Below are 15700 nucleotides of genomic sequence, written 5' to 3'. Positions count from 1 at the left end.
CTGCGGTCAGCGTCGTCTTGCCGTGGTCAACGTGGCCAATCGTGCCGATGTTGACGTGCGGTTTTGTACGCTCAAACTTTTCCTTTGCCATGATGGCCTCCTTTTTCGGTAATGAAGGGAGCCCCGGACCGGAGCTCCCTCAAATCTTCGCTTATGCGTATTTCGCCTGGATCTCGTCCGAGATGTTCTGCGGAACCGGATCGTAGTGGTCGAACTGCATGGTGAACTGGGCACGGCCCGACGACATCGAACGCAGGGTGTTGATGTAGCCGAACATGTTCGCTAGCGGCACAAACGCGTCGATCGCGATTGCGTTGCCGCGCGGTTCCTGGCCAGAAACCTGGCCACGACGCGAGGTCAGATCGCCGATGATACCGCCGGTATATTCTTCCGGGGTGATCACTTCGACCTTCATGATCGGTTCCAGCAGTTTCGCGCCAGCTTTGCGCATGCCTTCACGCATACACATACGGGCCGCGATTTCGAACGCCAGAACGCTCGAGTCAACGTCGTGGAACTTACCGTCCAGCAGGGCAACCTTGAAGTCGATCACAGGGAAGCCAGCCAGCGGGCCGCTGTCCATGACCGAGTTGATGCCTTTTTCGACACCCGGGATGTATTCCTTCGGAACAGCACCACCAACGATGCGGCTTTCGAACGAGTAACCTTCGCCCGGCTCTGTCGGCTGGATTTCCAGCTTAACTTCGCCGAACTGACCCGAACCACCCGACTGTTTCTTGTGGGTGTAGGTATGCTCAACCGGCATCGAGATGGTTTCGCGATAGGCCACCTGCGGTGCACCAATGTTCGCTTCAACCTTGAACTCGCGCTTCAGACGGTCAACCAGGATGTCCAGGTGAAGTTCGCCCATGCCTTTCATGATGGTCTGACCGGATTCCAGGTCAGTTTCCACACGGAAGGACGGGTCTTCGGCGGCCAGACGGGCCAGACCCTGGGACATCTTCTCTTGGTCGCCCTTGGTTTTGGGCTCAACCGCGATCTCGATAACCGGATCGGGGAAGGTCATGGTTTCCAGAACCACCGGATCCTTTGCGTCACACAGAGTGTCACCGGTGGTGGTGTCTTTCAGACCCGCCAGCGCGATGATGTCGCCTGCAAACGCTTCTTCGATCTCTTCCCGGTTGTTCGAGTGCATCATCATCATACGACCGATGCGCTCTTTTTTGCCTTTGGTCGAGTTCAGGATCGAGTCGCCCTTCTGCATGGTGCCCGAGTAGATCCGGGTGAAGGTCAGCGAGCCAACGAAGGGGTCGTTCATGATTTTGAACGCCAGACCCGAGAAGGCCATGTCGTCGTCTGCACGACGGGCGATGTCACGAACTTCTTCCTCGTCGCCGGGTTTGAAGCCCATGTAATCAACAACGTCCAGCGGGCTGGGCAGATAGTCGATCACAGCGTTGAGCAACGGCTGAACGCCTTTGTTCTTGAACGCAGAACCACCCAGAACCGGAACAAACGCGATGTCCAGAGTACCTTTGCGCAGCAGGGCGCGCAGGGTCTCAACGTCGGGCTCATTGCCTTCCAAGTATTCCATCATCGCGTCGTCGTCCATTTCGACGGCCGCTTCGATCATCTTGCCGCGCCATTCGTCAGCCATGTCTTTCAGGCTGTCGCGGATCGGAGCTTTGATCCAGCTTGCGCCCAGATCTTCGCCCTGCCACAGCCATTCTTCCATGGTGACCAGGTCGATCAGGCCTTCCAGCTCGGACTCGGCGCCGATCGGAATACCAACCGGAACAGCGCGTGCGCCGGTGCGGTCTTCGATCATGCGAACGCAGTTGAAGAAGTCTGCGCCGATCTTGTCCATTTTGTTGACGAAAACCATACGCGGAACCTTGTAGCGGTCAGCCTGACGCCACACGGTTTCGGTCTGGGGCTCAACACCGGCGTTTGCGTCCAGAACGCAGACGGCACCGTCGAGAACCGCCAGCGAGCGTTCAACTTCGATGGTGAAGTCAACGTGGCCGGGGGTGTCGATGATGTTCAGGCGGTGCTTGGGGGTATCAGCGGTCTGACCGTCCTCGGTGCGCTCCCAGAAGGTGGTGGTCGCAGCCGAAGTGATGGTGATGCCGCGTTCCTGCTCCTGCTCCATCCAGTCCATGGTGGCTGCACCATCGTGCACCTCACCGATGTTGTGGGATTTACCAGTGTAATACAGGATACGCTCCGAGCAGGTGGTCTTACCTGCGTCGATGTGCGCCATGATACCGAAGTTACGGTACAGTTCGAGCGGATATTCGCGTGCCATTGGTCTAAGCCTCTCGGATTACCAACGATAATGGCTGAAGGCTTTGTTCGCCTCGGCCATCTTGTGGGTGTCTTCGCGTTTCTTGACGGCAGTGCCGCGGGACTGAACGGCGTCCAGCAGCTCGCCTGCAAGGCGCTCTTCCATGGTGTTTTCATTGCGGCCGCGCGCAGCGGTGATCAGCCAGCGGATGGCCAGCGCTTCGCGGCGCTCGGGGCGGACTTCAACCGGAACCTGATAGGTTGCACCACCAACCCGGCGCGAGCGAACCTCGACCGACGGTTTGATGTTGTCGAGCGCTTCGTGGAACACTTCGACCGGTGCGCGCTTGATCTTGGTCTCAACGCGGTCAAACGCGTTGTAGACGATACGCTCTGCGACCGACTTCTTGCCGTCGATCATCAGGTTGTTCATGAATTTGGTCAGAACCTTATCGCCAAATTTGGCGTCAGGCAGGACTTCGCGTTTTTCGGCGGCGTGACGACGTGACATATCAGCCTCTCCTTCTTACTTGGGACGCTTCGCGCCGTATTTCGAACGACGCTGCTTACGGTCTTTGACGCCCTGAGTATCCAGAACACCGCGCAGGATGTGGTAACGCACACCGGGAAGGTCTTTTACACGGCCGCCACGGATCAGAACAACCGAGTGTTCCTGCAGGTTGTGGCTTTCACCGGGGATGTACGAGATGACCTCGAACCCGTTGGTCAGGCGCACCTTGGCAACCTTACGCATAGCCGAGTTCGGCTTCTTCGGTGTGGTGGTGTACACGCGGGTGCAGACGCCGCGTTTCTGCGGGCACTGCTCCAGGTGCATGGACTTCGAGCGTTTTACTTTCGGCTGCCGCGGCTTGCGGATCAGCTGTTGAATAGTTGGCATTCCGGTTTCTTCCCCGTTTTGCAACACACATGACATGCACGCGGCTGCGTGCGGTTAAATTCGCTGCACTCATGCGTCCACAAGCGCAAAACCCGCGAGCGTTCCCATTCCGAGGTGAACGTCGCGGTTTGTTATCAGAGGGCGCGAACGATAAAAGTGTCCGGGCCTTGACCAGTTCATTACTGAAATCGGTTATGGGGCGGCCCCCGGTACCGAGATGACGCGCGTAATAGGGGGAGTCGAGCCAAGTGTCAACAGCGCGCGGGTCTGGACGCCCCTGACGCCGGATTGCGCTGATTTATCAGCGTATCTTGCGCCATTCCAGCCCTTTGGCCCGGTTGCAGGCCGGAAAGCGCAAAGGCATAGTTTGACCAAGCCATTCCTGACGGGTGAATCATGCAAATCATCGGCTTGTGCCGCTTTTCCTACCCCGCCCTCGGCGGGTTTCAGATCGAACATGAAACCGTCGAAGAACGCCGCCGCTATCTTTATAACCCTGCCCGTCTGGAAGAGCGTTTTCGCCTATTCGAGGCCACCACCCTGCCCTGTTTTCGCGAACAGACCGATGAGGATTTCGAATTCCTGATCGTAATCGGGGATTGCCTGCCTAAACCGGCCTTTGACCGGCTGCACGACCTGACTGCCGGGATGCGTCAGGTGCGGATCATTCAGAAATCTGCCGACACGCAGATCGGCCCCCGGCAGATCATGAAAGAGATCCTGAACGCGGCCCGCGCCAACCCCGAGCAACCCTGCATCCAGTTCCGACATGACGACGATGACGCGGTGTCCGTTGATTTCGTTGAACGTCTACGCATCGCGGCGCAGGAAGGGGCCGGGCTGATGGCGAGCAACCAAATGGTCGGAATTGACTATAGCCTCGGGTTCCTCGCCCGATTTGGCCCGGGTGGTGTGCGGGCCTCGGAGGTCTATAAACCTCTGCTGGGGGTCGGGCTGGGCATGTATATCGCGGGTGGCTGTAGCCATTCGATCATGAATTTCACTCACCACCGCGTCGGACGCTTCATGCCGGTACTCAGCTATTCGGATTCACCGATGTGGGTGCGCACGCTCAATGGCTTCAACGATTCCAAACGCGCGCGCAACAACAAGGATGAGTTATCGGAACTGACACCAGAGCTTGAAGGTGAGTTCATCGCGCGGTTTGCGATCGACCAGAACCTGGTCCGACAGGTTCACTCGGCAGCTTGAGTGGACCTTTCACGGAACAGCGTGAACAGCCCTGCGCCAACCACAAGTGTGGCACCCAGCATCGTCACTGGATCGGGCCAGTCGCCGAAAACCAGCCAGCCCAGCACCAAAGCCCAGATCAGGCTGGAATAGCGGAACGGCGCGACAAAGCCGACCTCGCCCACGCGCATGACCATCACGCTGAACAGGTAACCCCCGAGCACGAACACCGCCGCAGAAACGGTCAGGGTGCCTGCTGCCAGAGGTATCGGCACCCAGCCTTCAAAGACCGAAACCACCGCTGCGGTCACCGTGATCGTCAGCGAGGTGGCCAGCGTAACCACCATCGAGGGGACCTCGGCCGACATGCGCCGGGTGATCAGGTCCCGCGCGGTCACCGATACCACTGCAACCAGAGCATAGAATGCATAGAGGCTGAACCCATCGGGGCCGGGTCGGACGATCAGCAGCATACCGGAAAACCCAAGTGCGATTGCCACGATGCGCCGCCAGCCGATCCGCTCACCAAAGATCAGCGCCGCCCCAAGCGTCACCGTCAAAGGCAAGGCCTGAAGCACTGCCGTCACGTTCGCCAGCGGCATATGCTTCAGCGCTGTCAGAAAGAAAAACGTGGCGCTTAACTCGCTGACGCACCGCAGCGCGACCAGCCATTTATCGTGGCGCGGAAAATCCAGATTTAACGCCCCCAGATGGCGCGCGAGCAGATAGACCAGAGCAGTCGCCACCGCGCCCCGGATCGCAATCATCTGAAACAACGGCAAATCCTGCAATGCGACTTTGACCAGCGTGTCATTTACGGTGAAGGCGGCCATGCTGCCCATCATCAACAACGCGCCTTTGACATTTGGGGTCATTCTGGTTTGGTCCGGTCCTAAATTATTGCGACCATTGGCCGGACAGCCTGCTGCAATGTCAACTCATCATTGACCGCGCTCACAGAACCCGCTGACTTTGACCCGCGCCCTGTTATGCTAAAACCCAACGATAGCAAAAAGGTGCACCGTGATCGAAGGTCTGAGCCACATAACATTCATCACAGCCGACCTCGACAAGATGGAAGAAATCCTGACGACAGTTCTGGATGCGCGTAAGGTCTATGACAGCGGCGACAAGACTTTCTCACTCTCGAAAGAGCGTTTCTTCGACATCGGCGGTGTCTGGGTCGCGGCAATGGAAGGCGACCCGTTAACCCAGAAAACCTATAACCACGTCGCCTTCAAAATGGGTGCGGATGAGTACGAGGACAGGCTGCAGCGCATCCGATCGCTTGGCCTCGAACTGCGGGAAGGCCGGGCGCGGGTTCCAGGGGAAAGTCAGTCGATCTATTTCTATGACCACGACAACCATATGTTTGAACTGCACAGTGGCACGCTGCAAGAGCGCTTGATACGGTACGCCGAAGGTTGAAATCAGTGGTGGTCTGGCCGCGTATGAGGCGGATCGACCAAAGAAAAAGGCCCCGCGATGCTGCAGGGCCTTTTTTTAGCTTTTCGGTGCGCTTACTCGCGGCTTTCCGGCGTTTCCACCAGTACATCCAGCTCGTCACCGACCATATCGTCGTCGATCATCGGCGCAGCCAGAGCAGCGGCGGCTTCGGCCTCTTCCCGGCGGGCTTCGATGACCACGTTGTCACGCGACTGCGCGATGTGGCGGACAGCCTGAGTTGCACCACCTGTACCGGCAGGGATCAGGCGACCAACGATGACGTTCTCTTTCAGGCCAACCAGCTTGTCCTTTTTGCCCTGAACCGAAGCCTCGGTCAGAACGCGCGTGGTTTCCTGGAACGAGGCCGCCGAGATGAACGAACGCGTCTGCAGCGAGGCTTTGGTGATCCCCAGAAGGATCGGTTCGCCCTGAGCCGGACGACCGCCGCGCGAGATGGTCTTCTCGTTGGCTGCGTCGAACTCCTGCTTGTCGACATGTTCGCCTTTCAGCAGGGTGGTGTCGCCTGAATCCAGGATCTCCCACTTCTGCAGCATCTGGCGCACGATAACCTCGATGTGCTTGTCGTTGATCTTCACGCCCTGCAGACGATAGACGTCCTGCACCTCGTCGATCATGTAATCCGCCAGCGCTTCGACACCCATGATGGACAGGATGTCATGCGGAGCCGGGTTACCGTCCATCAGGTATTCACCCTTCTGGATGAAGTCCCCTTCGGCGACCGGGATGTGCTTGCCCTTGGGCACCATGTACTCGATGGTCTCCATGGACTCGTCAGCCGGTTCGATGCTGATGCGGCGCTTGTTCTTGTAGTCGCGGCCAAAGCGCACGTAACCATCGGCTTCTGCGATGATCGCGTGATCTTTCGGACGGCGGGCTTCGAACAGTTCGGCCACACGCGGCAGACCACCGGTGATGTCCTTGGTCTTGGCACCTTCACGCGGGATACGCGCAACGACGTCACCGGCTTCGATGGTCTGGCCATCTTCAACCGACAGGATCGCATCCACCGACATCGGATAGTGAACCGGGTTGCCCGCATCGTTGCGGACCGGCTCGCCATCTTCGCCGACCAGAATGATCTCGGGCTTGAGGTCGCTGCCTTTGGGGGCGGCGCGCCAGTCGATCACGATCTTCTGGGTCATGCCGGTTGCATCGTCGGTCTCGTCACGGACAGCGAGGCCCGAAACAAGGTCGACATATTTCGCGGTACCGGCTTTCTCGGCGATGATCGGCAGGGTGTAGGGATCCCATTCGAACAGCTTGTCGCCACGGGCCACCTTGGTGCCGTCCTTGACGAACAGCTTGGAGCCGTAGCCCAGCTTGTGGCTGGCACGCTCTTCGCCGTGTTCGTCGCTGATCACCAGCTTCATGTTCCGGCCCATAACGAGGCTTTCGCCTGCGGCATTGACCAGAATCTGCGGGTTCTCGAAGGAAACGACACCTTCCTGGCTGGCTTCCTGGAACGACTGTTGACCACCTTGCGCAACACCACCGATGTGGAAAGTCCGCATCGTCAGCTGCGTACCGGGTTCACCGATGGACTGAGCGGCGATGATGCCGACAGCCTCACCTGTGTTCACCATGGTACCCCGTGCAAGGTCACGACCGTAGCAGGTGGCGCAGACGCCTTCCTCGGACTCACAGGTCAGAGGCGAGCGGATGCGCATCGAGGCAACACCGGCTTCGTCGATGGTGTCCGCCATACGTTCGTCGATCAGCTGACCTGCAGCCACGATCACCTCATCCGTACCCGGACGCAGAACATCGTCTGCGGCCACACGGCCCAGCACACGTTCCGCCAGCGAGGCGACAACCTCACCGTCGTTCACGGCTGCTTCGGCAGTGATCGCACGCTCGGTGCCACAGTCGATCTCACGAACGATACAGTCCTGTGCGACGTCGACCAGACGACGGGTCAGGTAACCCGAGTTCGCCGTCTTCAGAGCGGTATCCGACAGACCCTTACGGGCACCGTGGGTCGAGTTGAAGTACTCGAGAACGGTCAGACCTTCTTTAAAGTTCGAGATGATCGGCGTTTCGATGATGTCACCGTTCGGCTTAGCCATCAGGCCGCGCATACCGCCCAGCTGTTTCATCTGAGTGACCGAGCCACGCGCACCGGAGTGGGCCATCATGTAGACCGAGTTCGGTTCCTGCTCGGAGCCGTCCTCTGCCCGATCCGACGAAGAGATCGTCGACATCATGGCCTCGGTGACGCGGTCGTTACACTTCGACCAGGCATCGACAACCTTGTTGTACTTTTCGCCCTGAGTGATCAGGCCGTCCATGTACTGCTGTTCAAAGTCCTTCACCTGACCGCGGGTGTCATCAACGATGCCCCACTTGTCGTCCGGAATGACCATGTCGTCCTTACCGAACGAGATGCCTGCCTTGAACGCTTCTTTGAAGCCCATCGACATGATCTGGTCACAGAAGATGACCGACTCTTTCTGACCGCAGTAACGGTAGACGGTGTCGATCACCTGCTGCACTTCTTTCTTCCGCAGCAGGCGGTTGACCAGCTCGAACGGCGCCTTGTTGTTCATCGGCAGCAGAGCACCCAGACGCAGACGGCCCGGGGTGGTTTCATAGCGCTTCTGAACTTCGTTGCCTTCGTCGTCGATCTGGGTGATCCGCGCGGTGATCTTGGTGTGCAGATGCACTTCACCGGCGTCCAGCGCGTGCTGAACTTCGTCGATAGACCCAAAGACCTTGCCTTCGCCGGGCATGCCTTCGCGTTCCAGGGTCACATAGTACAGACCCAGGATCATATCCTGCGACGGAACAATAATGGGCGCGCCGTTTGCAGGCGACAGAACGTTGTTCGTCGACATCATCAGAACACGCGCTTCCAGCTGCGCCTCAAGGCTCAGCGGGACGTGAACGGCCATCTGGTCACCGTCGAAGTCGGCGTTAAAGGCCGAACAAACCAGCGGGTGCAGCTGGATGGCTTTACCTTCGATCAGAACCGGTTCGAACGCCTGAATGCCAAGACGGTGCAGCGTCGGCGCGCGGTTCAGCATGACAGGGTGTTCGCGGATCACCTCGTCGAGGATATCCCAAACTTCGGGACGCTCTTTTTCGACTAGTTTCTTCGCCTGCTTCACGGTCGAAGACAGACCCTTGGCTTCAAGGCGCGAGTAGATGAACGGCTTGAACAGCTCCAGCGCCATCTTCTTGGGTAGACCACACTGATGCAGCTTGAGTTCCGGACCGGTCACGATGACCGAGCGGCCCGAGAAGTCGACCCGCTTACCCAAAAGGTTCTGACGGAAGCGACCCTGCTTACCTTTCAGCATGTCCGACAGCGATTTCAGCGGACGCTTGTTGGCGCCAGTGATCACGCGGCCACGACGGCCGTTGTCGAACAGAGCGTCAACGGATTCCTGCAGCATCCGCTTTTCGTTACGGACGATGATGTCAGGCGCGCGCAGCTCAATCAGACGCTTCAGACGGTTGTTCCGGTTGATGACGCGGCGATACAGATCGTTCAGATCCGAAGTCGCAAAACGGCCACCATCCAGCGGAACCAACGGACGCAGTTCCGGCGGAATAACCGGGATTACGGTCATCACCATCCACTCGGGCCGGTTGCCCGACTCGAGGAAGGATTCAACAACCTTCAGACGCTTGATGATCTTCTTGGGCTTCAGTTCACCGGTCGCTTCGGCCAGATCAGCGCGCAGCTGCTCGGCTTCGGCTTCCAGATCGATCTGGGCCAGCATCTCACGGATGGCTTCGGCACCAATATTCGCGGTGAACGCGTCCATGCCGTAGGCATCCTGAGCGTCCATGTACTCTTCTTCAGTCAGCATCTGGCCGTAGGTCAGGTCAGTCAGACCGGGCTCGATGACGACGTAGTTTTCAAAGTACAGAACACGTTCCAGATCGCGCAGCGTCATGTCCAGCATCAGGCCGATGCGGGACGGCAGCGACTTCAGGAACCAGATGTGTGCAACAGGCGCGGCCAGTTCGATGTGGCCCATACGCTCGCGGCGGACTTTCTGCAGGGTGACTTCCACACCGCATTTCTCGCAGACAACGCCGCGATATTTCATCCGCTTATATTTGCCGCACAGACACTCGTAATCCTTGATCGGGCCAAAGATACGCGCACAGAACAGACCGTCACGTTCAGGCTTGAACGTCCGGTAGTTGATGGTTTCGGGTTTCTTGATCTCGCCATAGGACCAAGACAGGATCCGCTCGGGCGACGCCAGCGAAACCTTGATCTCGTCAAAGACCTTCGGGGGCGTCAGCGGGTTGAACGGGTTGTTGGTGATTTCCTGGTTCATTTGTTACCTCAAATCTTGCGGAAGGGGGGACGGGAGAAAGGGCTGCGCCCTCACTCCTCAACCTCCGCATCCAGGAGTTCCATATTCAGGCCGAGGCCACGGACTTCTTTAACCAGAACGTTGAACGATTCCGGTACGCCCGCTTCAAAGTTATCCTCGCCCTTGACGATCGACTCATAGACCTTGGTCCGGCCGGCGACGTCATCCGATTTCACGGTGAGCATCTCCTGCAGGGTGTAGGCGGCGCCGTAAGCTTCCAGAGCCCAGACTTCCATCTCACCAAAGCGCTGACCACCGAACTGCGCCTTACCACCCAGCGGCTGCTGGGTCACCAGGCTGTATGGCCCGGTCGAACGCGCGTGGATCTTGTCATCCACTAGGTGGTGCAGTTTCAGCAGGTACTTGATGCCCACGGTCACCGGACGTGCAAATTGCTCACCGGTGCGACCGTCGAACAGAACCGACTGACCGCTTTCCGAGAAGCCCGCACGCACTAGCGCGTCGTTGACATCCGCCTCTTTGGCACCGTCGAAGACCGGGGTTGCGATCGGAACACCACGGGTCACGTTGCCCGCAGCCTCGATCAGGCCATCCTCGTCTAGACCGGTGATGCCTTCTTCGTAGACATTCTCGCCATAGGCCAGCTTCATCGCTTCGCGCACCGGGGTCAGATCGCCGGACCGGCGGTATTCACCCAGAGCGTCGTCGATGTTTAGACCCAGACCGCGTGCGGCCCAACCCATGTGTGTTTCAAGGATCTGACCAACGTTCATACGCGAAGGCACACCCAGCGGGTTCAGACAGAAGTCAACCGGCGTACCATCGGCCAGGAACGGCATGTCTTCCATCGGAACAACCTTGGAGATCACACCTTTGTTCCCGTGACGACCGGCCATCTTATCACCCGGCTGCAGCTTACGCTTCACGGCGATGAAGACTTTGACCATCTTCATCACACCCGGCGGCAGGTCGTCGCCACGGCGGACTTTCTCGACCTTGTCCTCGAAACGGGCATCCAGAGCGCGCTTTTGCACTTCGTACTGTTCGTTCAGAGCTTCGACGATCTGTGCGTCCTGCTCACCTTCCAGTGCCAGCTGCCACCACTGACCACGGGTCAGGGTTTCCAGCAGCTCCTCGGTGATAACCGAGCCCGGCTTGACGCCTTTCGGGCCTTTGACAGCGGTTTTACCCAGGATCAGACCTTGCAGACGCGCATAGATGTTGCGGTCGAGGATCGCCAACTCGTCGTCCCGGTCACGGGCCAGACGTTCGACTTCCTCACGCTCGATCTGCAGCGCACGCTCATCTTTCTCGACGCCGTGACGGTTGAAAACACGAACCTCAACGACCGTACCATAATCACCCGGCTTCACGCGCAGCGAGGTGTCGCGCACGTCAGATGCTTTTTCGCCAAAGATGGCGCGCAGCAGCTTTTCTTCCGGGGTCATCGGGCTTTCGCCCTTCGGTGTGATCTTGCCGACCAGAATATCGCCCGGCTCAACATCCGCACCGATGTAAACGATGCCCGCCTCGTCGAGGTTGCGCAGCGCTTCTTCACCGACGTTCGGGATGTCGCGGGTGATCTCTTCCGGACCCAGCTTGGTGTCACGGGCGGCGACTTCGAATTCCTCGATATGGACCGAGGTAAAGACGTCATCACGCGCGATACGTTCCGAGATCAGGATCGAGTCTTCGTAGTTGTAACCGTTCCACGGCATGAACGCGACGACCACGTTCTTACCCAGGGCCAGTTCACCCATATCGGTCGACGGACCATCGGCAATGACTTCGCCCTTCTGGACGGTGTCACCCACCTTGATCAGCGGACGCTGGTTGATGCAGGTGTTCTGGTTCGAACGCTGGAACTTGCGCAGACGATAGATGTCAACGCCAGCGTCGCCCAGTTCAAGATCTTCGGTTGCGCGGATAACGATACGCTGGGCATCGACCTGGTCGATGATACCGGCGCGTTTCGCCTGAATCGCAGCGCCTGAGTCGATCGCAACCTTTTCCTCGATACCGGTACCGACCAGCGGCGCTTCGGCGCGCAGCAGCGGAACCGCCTGACGTTGCATGTTCGAGCCCATCAGAGCACGGTTGGCGTCGTCATTTTCAAGGAACGGGATCAGCGATGCAGCAACCGAGACCAGCTGTTTCGGCGACACGTCGATCAGGTCCACATTCTCGCGCGGGGCGAGCGTGTAGTCACCGGCCTGACGGGTCGACACCAGATCGTTGATGAACTTGCCATCGGCGTCCAGCGTCGCGTTCGCCTGCGCCACGGTGTGACGCATTTCCTCGGTCGCGGACATGTAGTGAACCTCATCGGTCACCTCGGCGTCTTTGACGACGCGGTAGGGTGTTTCGATGAAGCCATACTTGTTCACGCGGGCAAAGGTGGCCAGCGAGTTGATCAGACCGATGTTCGGACCTTCCGGCGTTTCAATCGGGCACATCCGGCCATAGTGGGTCGGGTGTACGTCGCGCACCTCAAAGCCCGCACGCTCACGCGTCAAACCACCGGGGCCAAGCGCCGAGAGACGGCGTTTGTGGGTGACTTCGGACAGCGGGTTGGTCTGGTCCATGAACTGCGACAGCTGCGAGCTGCCGAAGAATTCGCGGACAGCAGCGGCTGCCGGTTTCGCGTTGATCAGATCTTGCGGCATGACGGTGTCGATCTCGACCGACGACATACGCTCTTTGATCGCGCGTTCCATGCGCAGCAGGCCGACGCGGTACTGGTTTTCCATCAACTCGCCAACCGAACGCACACGACGGTTGCCAAGGTGGTCGATATCGTCCACGTCGCCTTTACCGTCACGCAGTTCCACCAGCGCCTTGATGCAGGCCACGATGTCTTCGCGGCGCAGGGTGCGCAGGGTGTCCGGCGCGTCCAGAGCCAGACGCATGTTCATCTTCACGCGGCCAACGGCGGACAGGTCATAGCGCTCGCTGTCGAAGAACAGAGTGTCGAACAGAGCCGACGCAGCCTCGACGGTGGGCGGCTCGCCTGGGCGCATGACGCGGTAGATGTCCATCAGCGCGCTTTCACGGTTCAGGTTTTTGTCCTGAGCCATGGTGTTGCGCATGTAGGGGCCGACATTGACGTTGTCGATGTCCAGAACCGGAATATCGGTGATGCCCGCATCCATCAGGTCCTTGACGGTGCCACCAATCAGGTCGCCGTCTTTGTCATATTCCAAGGTCAGCTCATCACCGGCTTCGACATAGATCGCGCCGTTTTCCTCGTTGATGATGTCCTTGGCAACGTACTTGCCGACGATGTTGTCGAACGGAACCAGCAGGTCGGTGACGTTGCCTTCGTCGATCAGCTTCTTGACCGCGCGCGGGGTAACTTTCTTGCCCGCTTCGGCAATCACTTCACCGGATTTCGCGTCGATCAGATCGTAAGTCGGACGGGTGCCGCGCACACGCTCGGGGAAGAAGGGCGTGACCCAGCCTTTCTTCTTGTCCAGCTTGTAGGACACGGTGTTGTAATACGCGTCCATGATCGCTTCCTGATCCAAACCCAGCGCATAGAGCAGGGTCGTCACAGGCAGCTTGCGGCGACGGTCGATACGGGCGAACACGATGTCCTTGGCGTCGAACTCAAAGTCCAGCCAGCTGCCGCGATACGGGATGATGCGGCAGGCAAACAGCAGCTTGCCCGAGGAATGGGTTTTGCCCTTGTCGTGGTCAAAGAACACACCGGGCGAGCGGTGCATCTGGCTGACGATCACACGCTCGGTGCCGTTCACGATGAACGTACCGTTCGGCGTCATCAGGGGCATGTCGCCCATGAACACGTCCTGTTCTTTGATGTCTTTGACCGATTTCGCGCCGGTGTCCTCATCGACATCAAACACGATCAGACGCAGAGTGACCTTGAGCGGCGCGCTGTAGGTCATATCGCGCTGCATACACTCTTCGACGTCGTATTTGGGTTTTTCCAGATCGTATTTCACGAACTCCAAAACGGAGGTTTCGTTGAAATCCTTGATCGGGAAAACCGACTGGAACACACCTTTGATGCCTTCGCCGTCTGTGGGCTGCTCTGCATCGCCGGAGCGCAGGAAAAGATCATAAGAAGATTTCTGCACCTCAATGAGGTTCGGCATCTCCAGCACTTCGCGGATTTTGCCGTAATATTTACGAAGACGTTTCTGGCCAAGGAACGTTTGAGCCATGTCAGATGTCACCTTTCGATGTTCTCAGCGGGCAAAGACACCGTCGGGCCCCGGCATCTTGCACAATCGAGACAACACGTCCGGATCAATTCATGGCCACCGTCCCGAAGGCAGCCTCCCGATCCGAAAACCGTGTCTTAGAAAACGCCCCAGATATTGAGACCCTTTCTAAGACAGGTTCGGCTGGACCCGGATTTCTCCGGACCCAGCCAAATTTTTCGGCGCATCAGCGATGCACCAGAGACTAAGCTTAGGCCAGCTCGACTTCGGCGCCAGCTGCTTCCAGCTTGCCTTTGATGTCTTCTGCTTCTGCTTTGTCCACGCCTTCTTTGATCTTGCCGCCGGCTTCGACCAGTTCCTTGGCTTCTTTCAGGCCCAGGCCGGTGATGCCGCGAACTTCTTTGATGACGTTGATTTTCGATGCGCCGGCGTTCTTCAGAACGACGTCGAATTCGGTTTTTTCTTCCTCAGCTGCGCCACCGGCGTCGCCACCAGCTGCAACCATTACGGCGCCGCCAGCTGCGGGCTCGATGCCGTATTCGTCTTTGAGGATGGTTTTCAGTTCTTGTGCTTCCAGCAGGGTCAGACCCACGATGCTTTCTGCGAGTGCTTTCAGATCAGCCATTTTATCAGCTCTTTCCGTTTACAGTGTGTGTTCCAACGTCAGGGGATTTCCCCTACGCAGATCATTCAGTGCCAACCGCTTACGCAGCTTCCGCCTTCTCTTCGATGGTGGAAAGGATGCTTGCGATGTTGCTTGCAGGTGCGCCAATCGCGCCGGCGATGTTCGAAGCAGGTGCGCCAATGCAGCCCACGATCGAAGCAATAAGCTCTTCACGAGACGGCATTTTCGAAACTGTTTCGACGCCTTTGCGGTCCAGAGCGTTCTCGCCCATTGCACCGCCGAGGATCTCAAAATTCTTGTTATCCTTGGCGAAGTCCTCGGCCACCTTGGCTGCTGCCACGGGGTCCTCGGAATAGGTCAGAACGGTCATCCCTGTCAGCAGGTCGGCCATGCTTTCACACGGCTTACCCTCAAGGGCGATTTTGGCGAGCCTGTTCTTGGCAACACGCACGGCACCACCCGCGTCACGAGCACGTGCGCGAAGGTCCTGCATCTCGGCAACTGTCAGACCGGCGTAGTGCGATACCACTACGACGCCAGAGCTTTCGAAGATTTGGCCGAGTTCCTCGACCACTTTCTCTTTCTGGGCTCTATCCACAGTTCTCTCCAAGTTTGGGGCGATCACTCACCCCGGCTCATATTTGCCGAAGGCAAGCCTCCGGCGTTCAGGTCCGTTGTTACGGGATTGGCCAAAATGCGCCCGAGGATCGTGACCCTCAGAATTCTTTGGTCTTACCCGTCTCAGGCAGGAAATTAAGGGGCCGGATGGCACCACCCACCGTCTTGGACG

Annotated in this window: 11 protein-coding genes; 2 read left to right on the top strand and 9 right to left on the bottom strand. The window is 58.3% G+C overall.

What is annotated here, in order from left to right; genetic code table 11:
• From ACR0AZ_RS16355 to rpsL, 4 genes are all read right to left on the bottom strand, one after another.
• A partial coding sequence (locus tag ACR0AZ_RS16355; RefSeq protein ID WP_215675807.1) for a GTP-binding protein occupies positions 1-91 on the bottom strand: 91 nt, incomplete at its 3' end.
• Between the two features lie 60 nt (positions 92-151).
• Positions 152-2269 (bottom strand): elongation factor G, encoded by a 2118-nt coding sequence (gene fusA / locus ACR0AZ_RS16350; RefSeq protein WP_480667887.1) that lies wholly within the window; start codon positions 2267-2269, stop codon positions 152-154.
• Positions 2270-2287: 18 nt separating this feature from the next.
• Entirely contained in the window at positions 2288-2758 is a 471-nt protein-coding gene (gene rpsG / locus ACR0AZ_RS16345) for a 30S ribosomal protein S7 (protein ID WP_170446863.1), read from the bottom strand.
• A gap of 15 nt (positions 2759-2773) precedes the next feature.
• Positions 2774-3145 (bottom strand): 30S ribosomal protein S12, encoded by a 372-nt coding sequence (rpsL, locus tag ACR0AZ_RS16340; RefSeq protein ID WP_005621086.1) that lies wholly within the window; start codon positions 3143-3145, stop codon positions 2774-2776.
• Between the two features lie 396 nt (positions 3146-3541).
• On the opposite strand from rpsL, the gene ACR0AZ_RS16335 reads away from it, so the two are divergent.
• On the top strand, positions 3542-4357 hold the full coding sequence (locus ACR0AZ_RS16335) for a putative rhamnosyl transferase (RefSeq protein WP_480667886.1): 816 nt from the start codon (positions 3542-3544) through the stop codon (positions 4355-4357).
• Here ACR0AZ_RS16335 and ACR0AZ_RS16330 read toward each other — a convergent pair.
• Positions 4342-5211 carry a DMT family transporter gene (locus ACR0AZ_RS16330; RefSeq protein ID WP_480471823.1) on the bottom strand — a complete coding sequence of 290 codons (870 nt, stop codon included), beginning with the start codon at positions 5209-5211 and terminating at the stop codon, positions 4342-4344. The genes ACR0AZ_RS16335 and ACR0AZ_RS16330 overlap by 16 nt on opposite strands.
• 148 nt (positions 5212-5359) lie before the next feature.
• Here ACR0AZ_RS16330 and fosX point away from each other — a divergent pair, with 148 nt between their 5' ends.
• A complete protein-coding gene (fosX, locus tag ACR0AZ_RS16325; RefSeq protein ID WP_480667885.1) occupies positions 5360-5764 on the top strand; it encodes a FosX/FosE/FosI family fosfomycin resistance hydrolase in 405 nt (134 codons plus the stop codon).
• 92 nt (positions 5765-5856) lie between these two features.
• On the opposite strand, the gene rpoC is transcribed toward fosX, so the two are convergent.
• The 4 genes from rpoC to rplJ all read right to left on the bottom strand — a co-directional run bounded on the left by rpoC (position 5857) and on the right by rplJ (position 15508).
• Entirely contained in the window at positions 5857-10098 is a 4242-nt protein-coding gene (rpoC, locus tag ACR0AZ_RS16320) for a DNA-directed RNA polymerase subunit beta' (protein WP_480667884.1), read from the bottom strand.
• Between the two features lie 50 nt (positions 10099-10148).
• Positions 10149-14285: a DNA-directed RNA polymerase subunit beta gene (rpoB, locus tag ACR0AZ_RS16315; protein WP_480667883.1), complete on the bottom strand. Its 4137-nt coding sequence runs from the start codon at positions 14283-14285 to the stop codon at positions 10149-10151.
• A 250-nt stretch (positions 14286-14535) separates the two neighbouring features.
• Entirely contained in the window at positions 14536-14910 is a 375-nt protein-coding gene (gene rplL / locus ACR0AZ_RS16310) for a 50S ribosomal protein L7/L12 (protein ID WP_155142436.1), read from the bottom strand.
• A gap of 79 nt (positions 14911-14989) precedes the next feature.
• On the bottom strand, positions 14990-15508 hold the full coding sequence (rplJ, locus tag ACR0AZ_RS16305; protein ID WP_010441181.1) for a 50S ribosomal protein L10: 519 nt from the start codon (positions 15506-15508) through the stop codon (positions 14990-14992).
• Positions 15509-15700 lie beyond the last annotated feature (192 nt).

The organism is Ruegeria sp. BE3 (genome assembly GCF_056538865.1).
This window is presented reverse-complemented; position numbering and strand designations above follow the sequence as displayed.

Coding starts and splice junctions, on each gene's coding strand:
- rplL (WP_155142436.1), bottom strand. CDS start 14,910: ATGGCTGATCTGAAAGCACTCGCAGAAAGCATCGTGGGTCTGACCCTG.
- rpoC (WP_480667884.1), bottom strand. CDS start 10,098: ATGAACCAGGAAATCACCAACAACCCGTTCAACCCGCTGACGCCCCCG.
- ACR0AZ_RS16330 (WP_480471823.1), bottom strand. CDS start 5,211: ATGACCCCAAATGTCAAAGGCGCGTTGTTGATGATGGGCAGCATGGCC.
- rpoB (WP_480667883.1), bottom strand. CDS start 14,285: ATGGCTCAAACGTTCCTTGGCCAGAAACGTCTTCGTAAATATTACGGC.
- fusA (WP_480667887.1), bottom strand. CDS start 2,269: ATGGCACGCGAATATCCGCTCGAACTGTACCGTAACTTCGGTATCATG.
- rpsL (WP_005621086.1), bottom strand. CDS start 3,145: ATGCCAACTATTCAACAGCTGATCCGCAAGCCGCGGCAGCCGAAAGTA.
- rpsG (WP_170446863.1), bottom strand. CDS start 2,758: ATGTCACGTCGTCACGCCGCCGAAAAACGCGAAGTCCTGCCTGACGCC.
- ACR0AZ_RS16335 (WP_480667886.1), top strand. CDS start 3,542: ATGCAAATCATCGGCTTGTGCCGCTTTTCCTACCCCGCCCTCGGCGGG.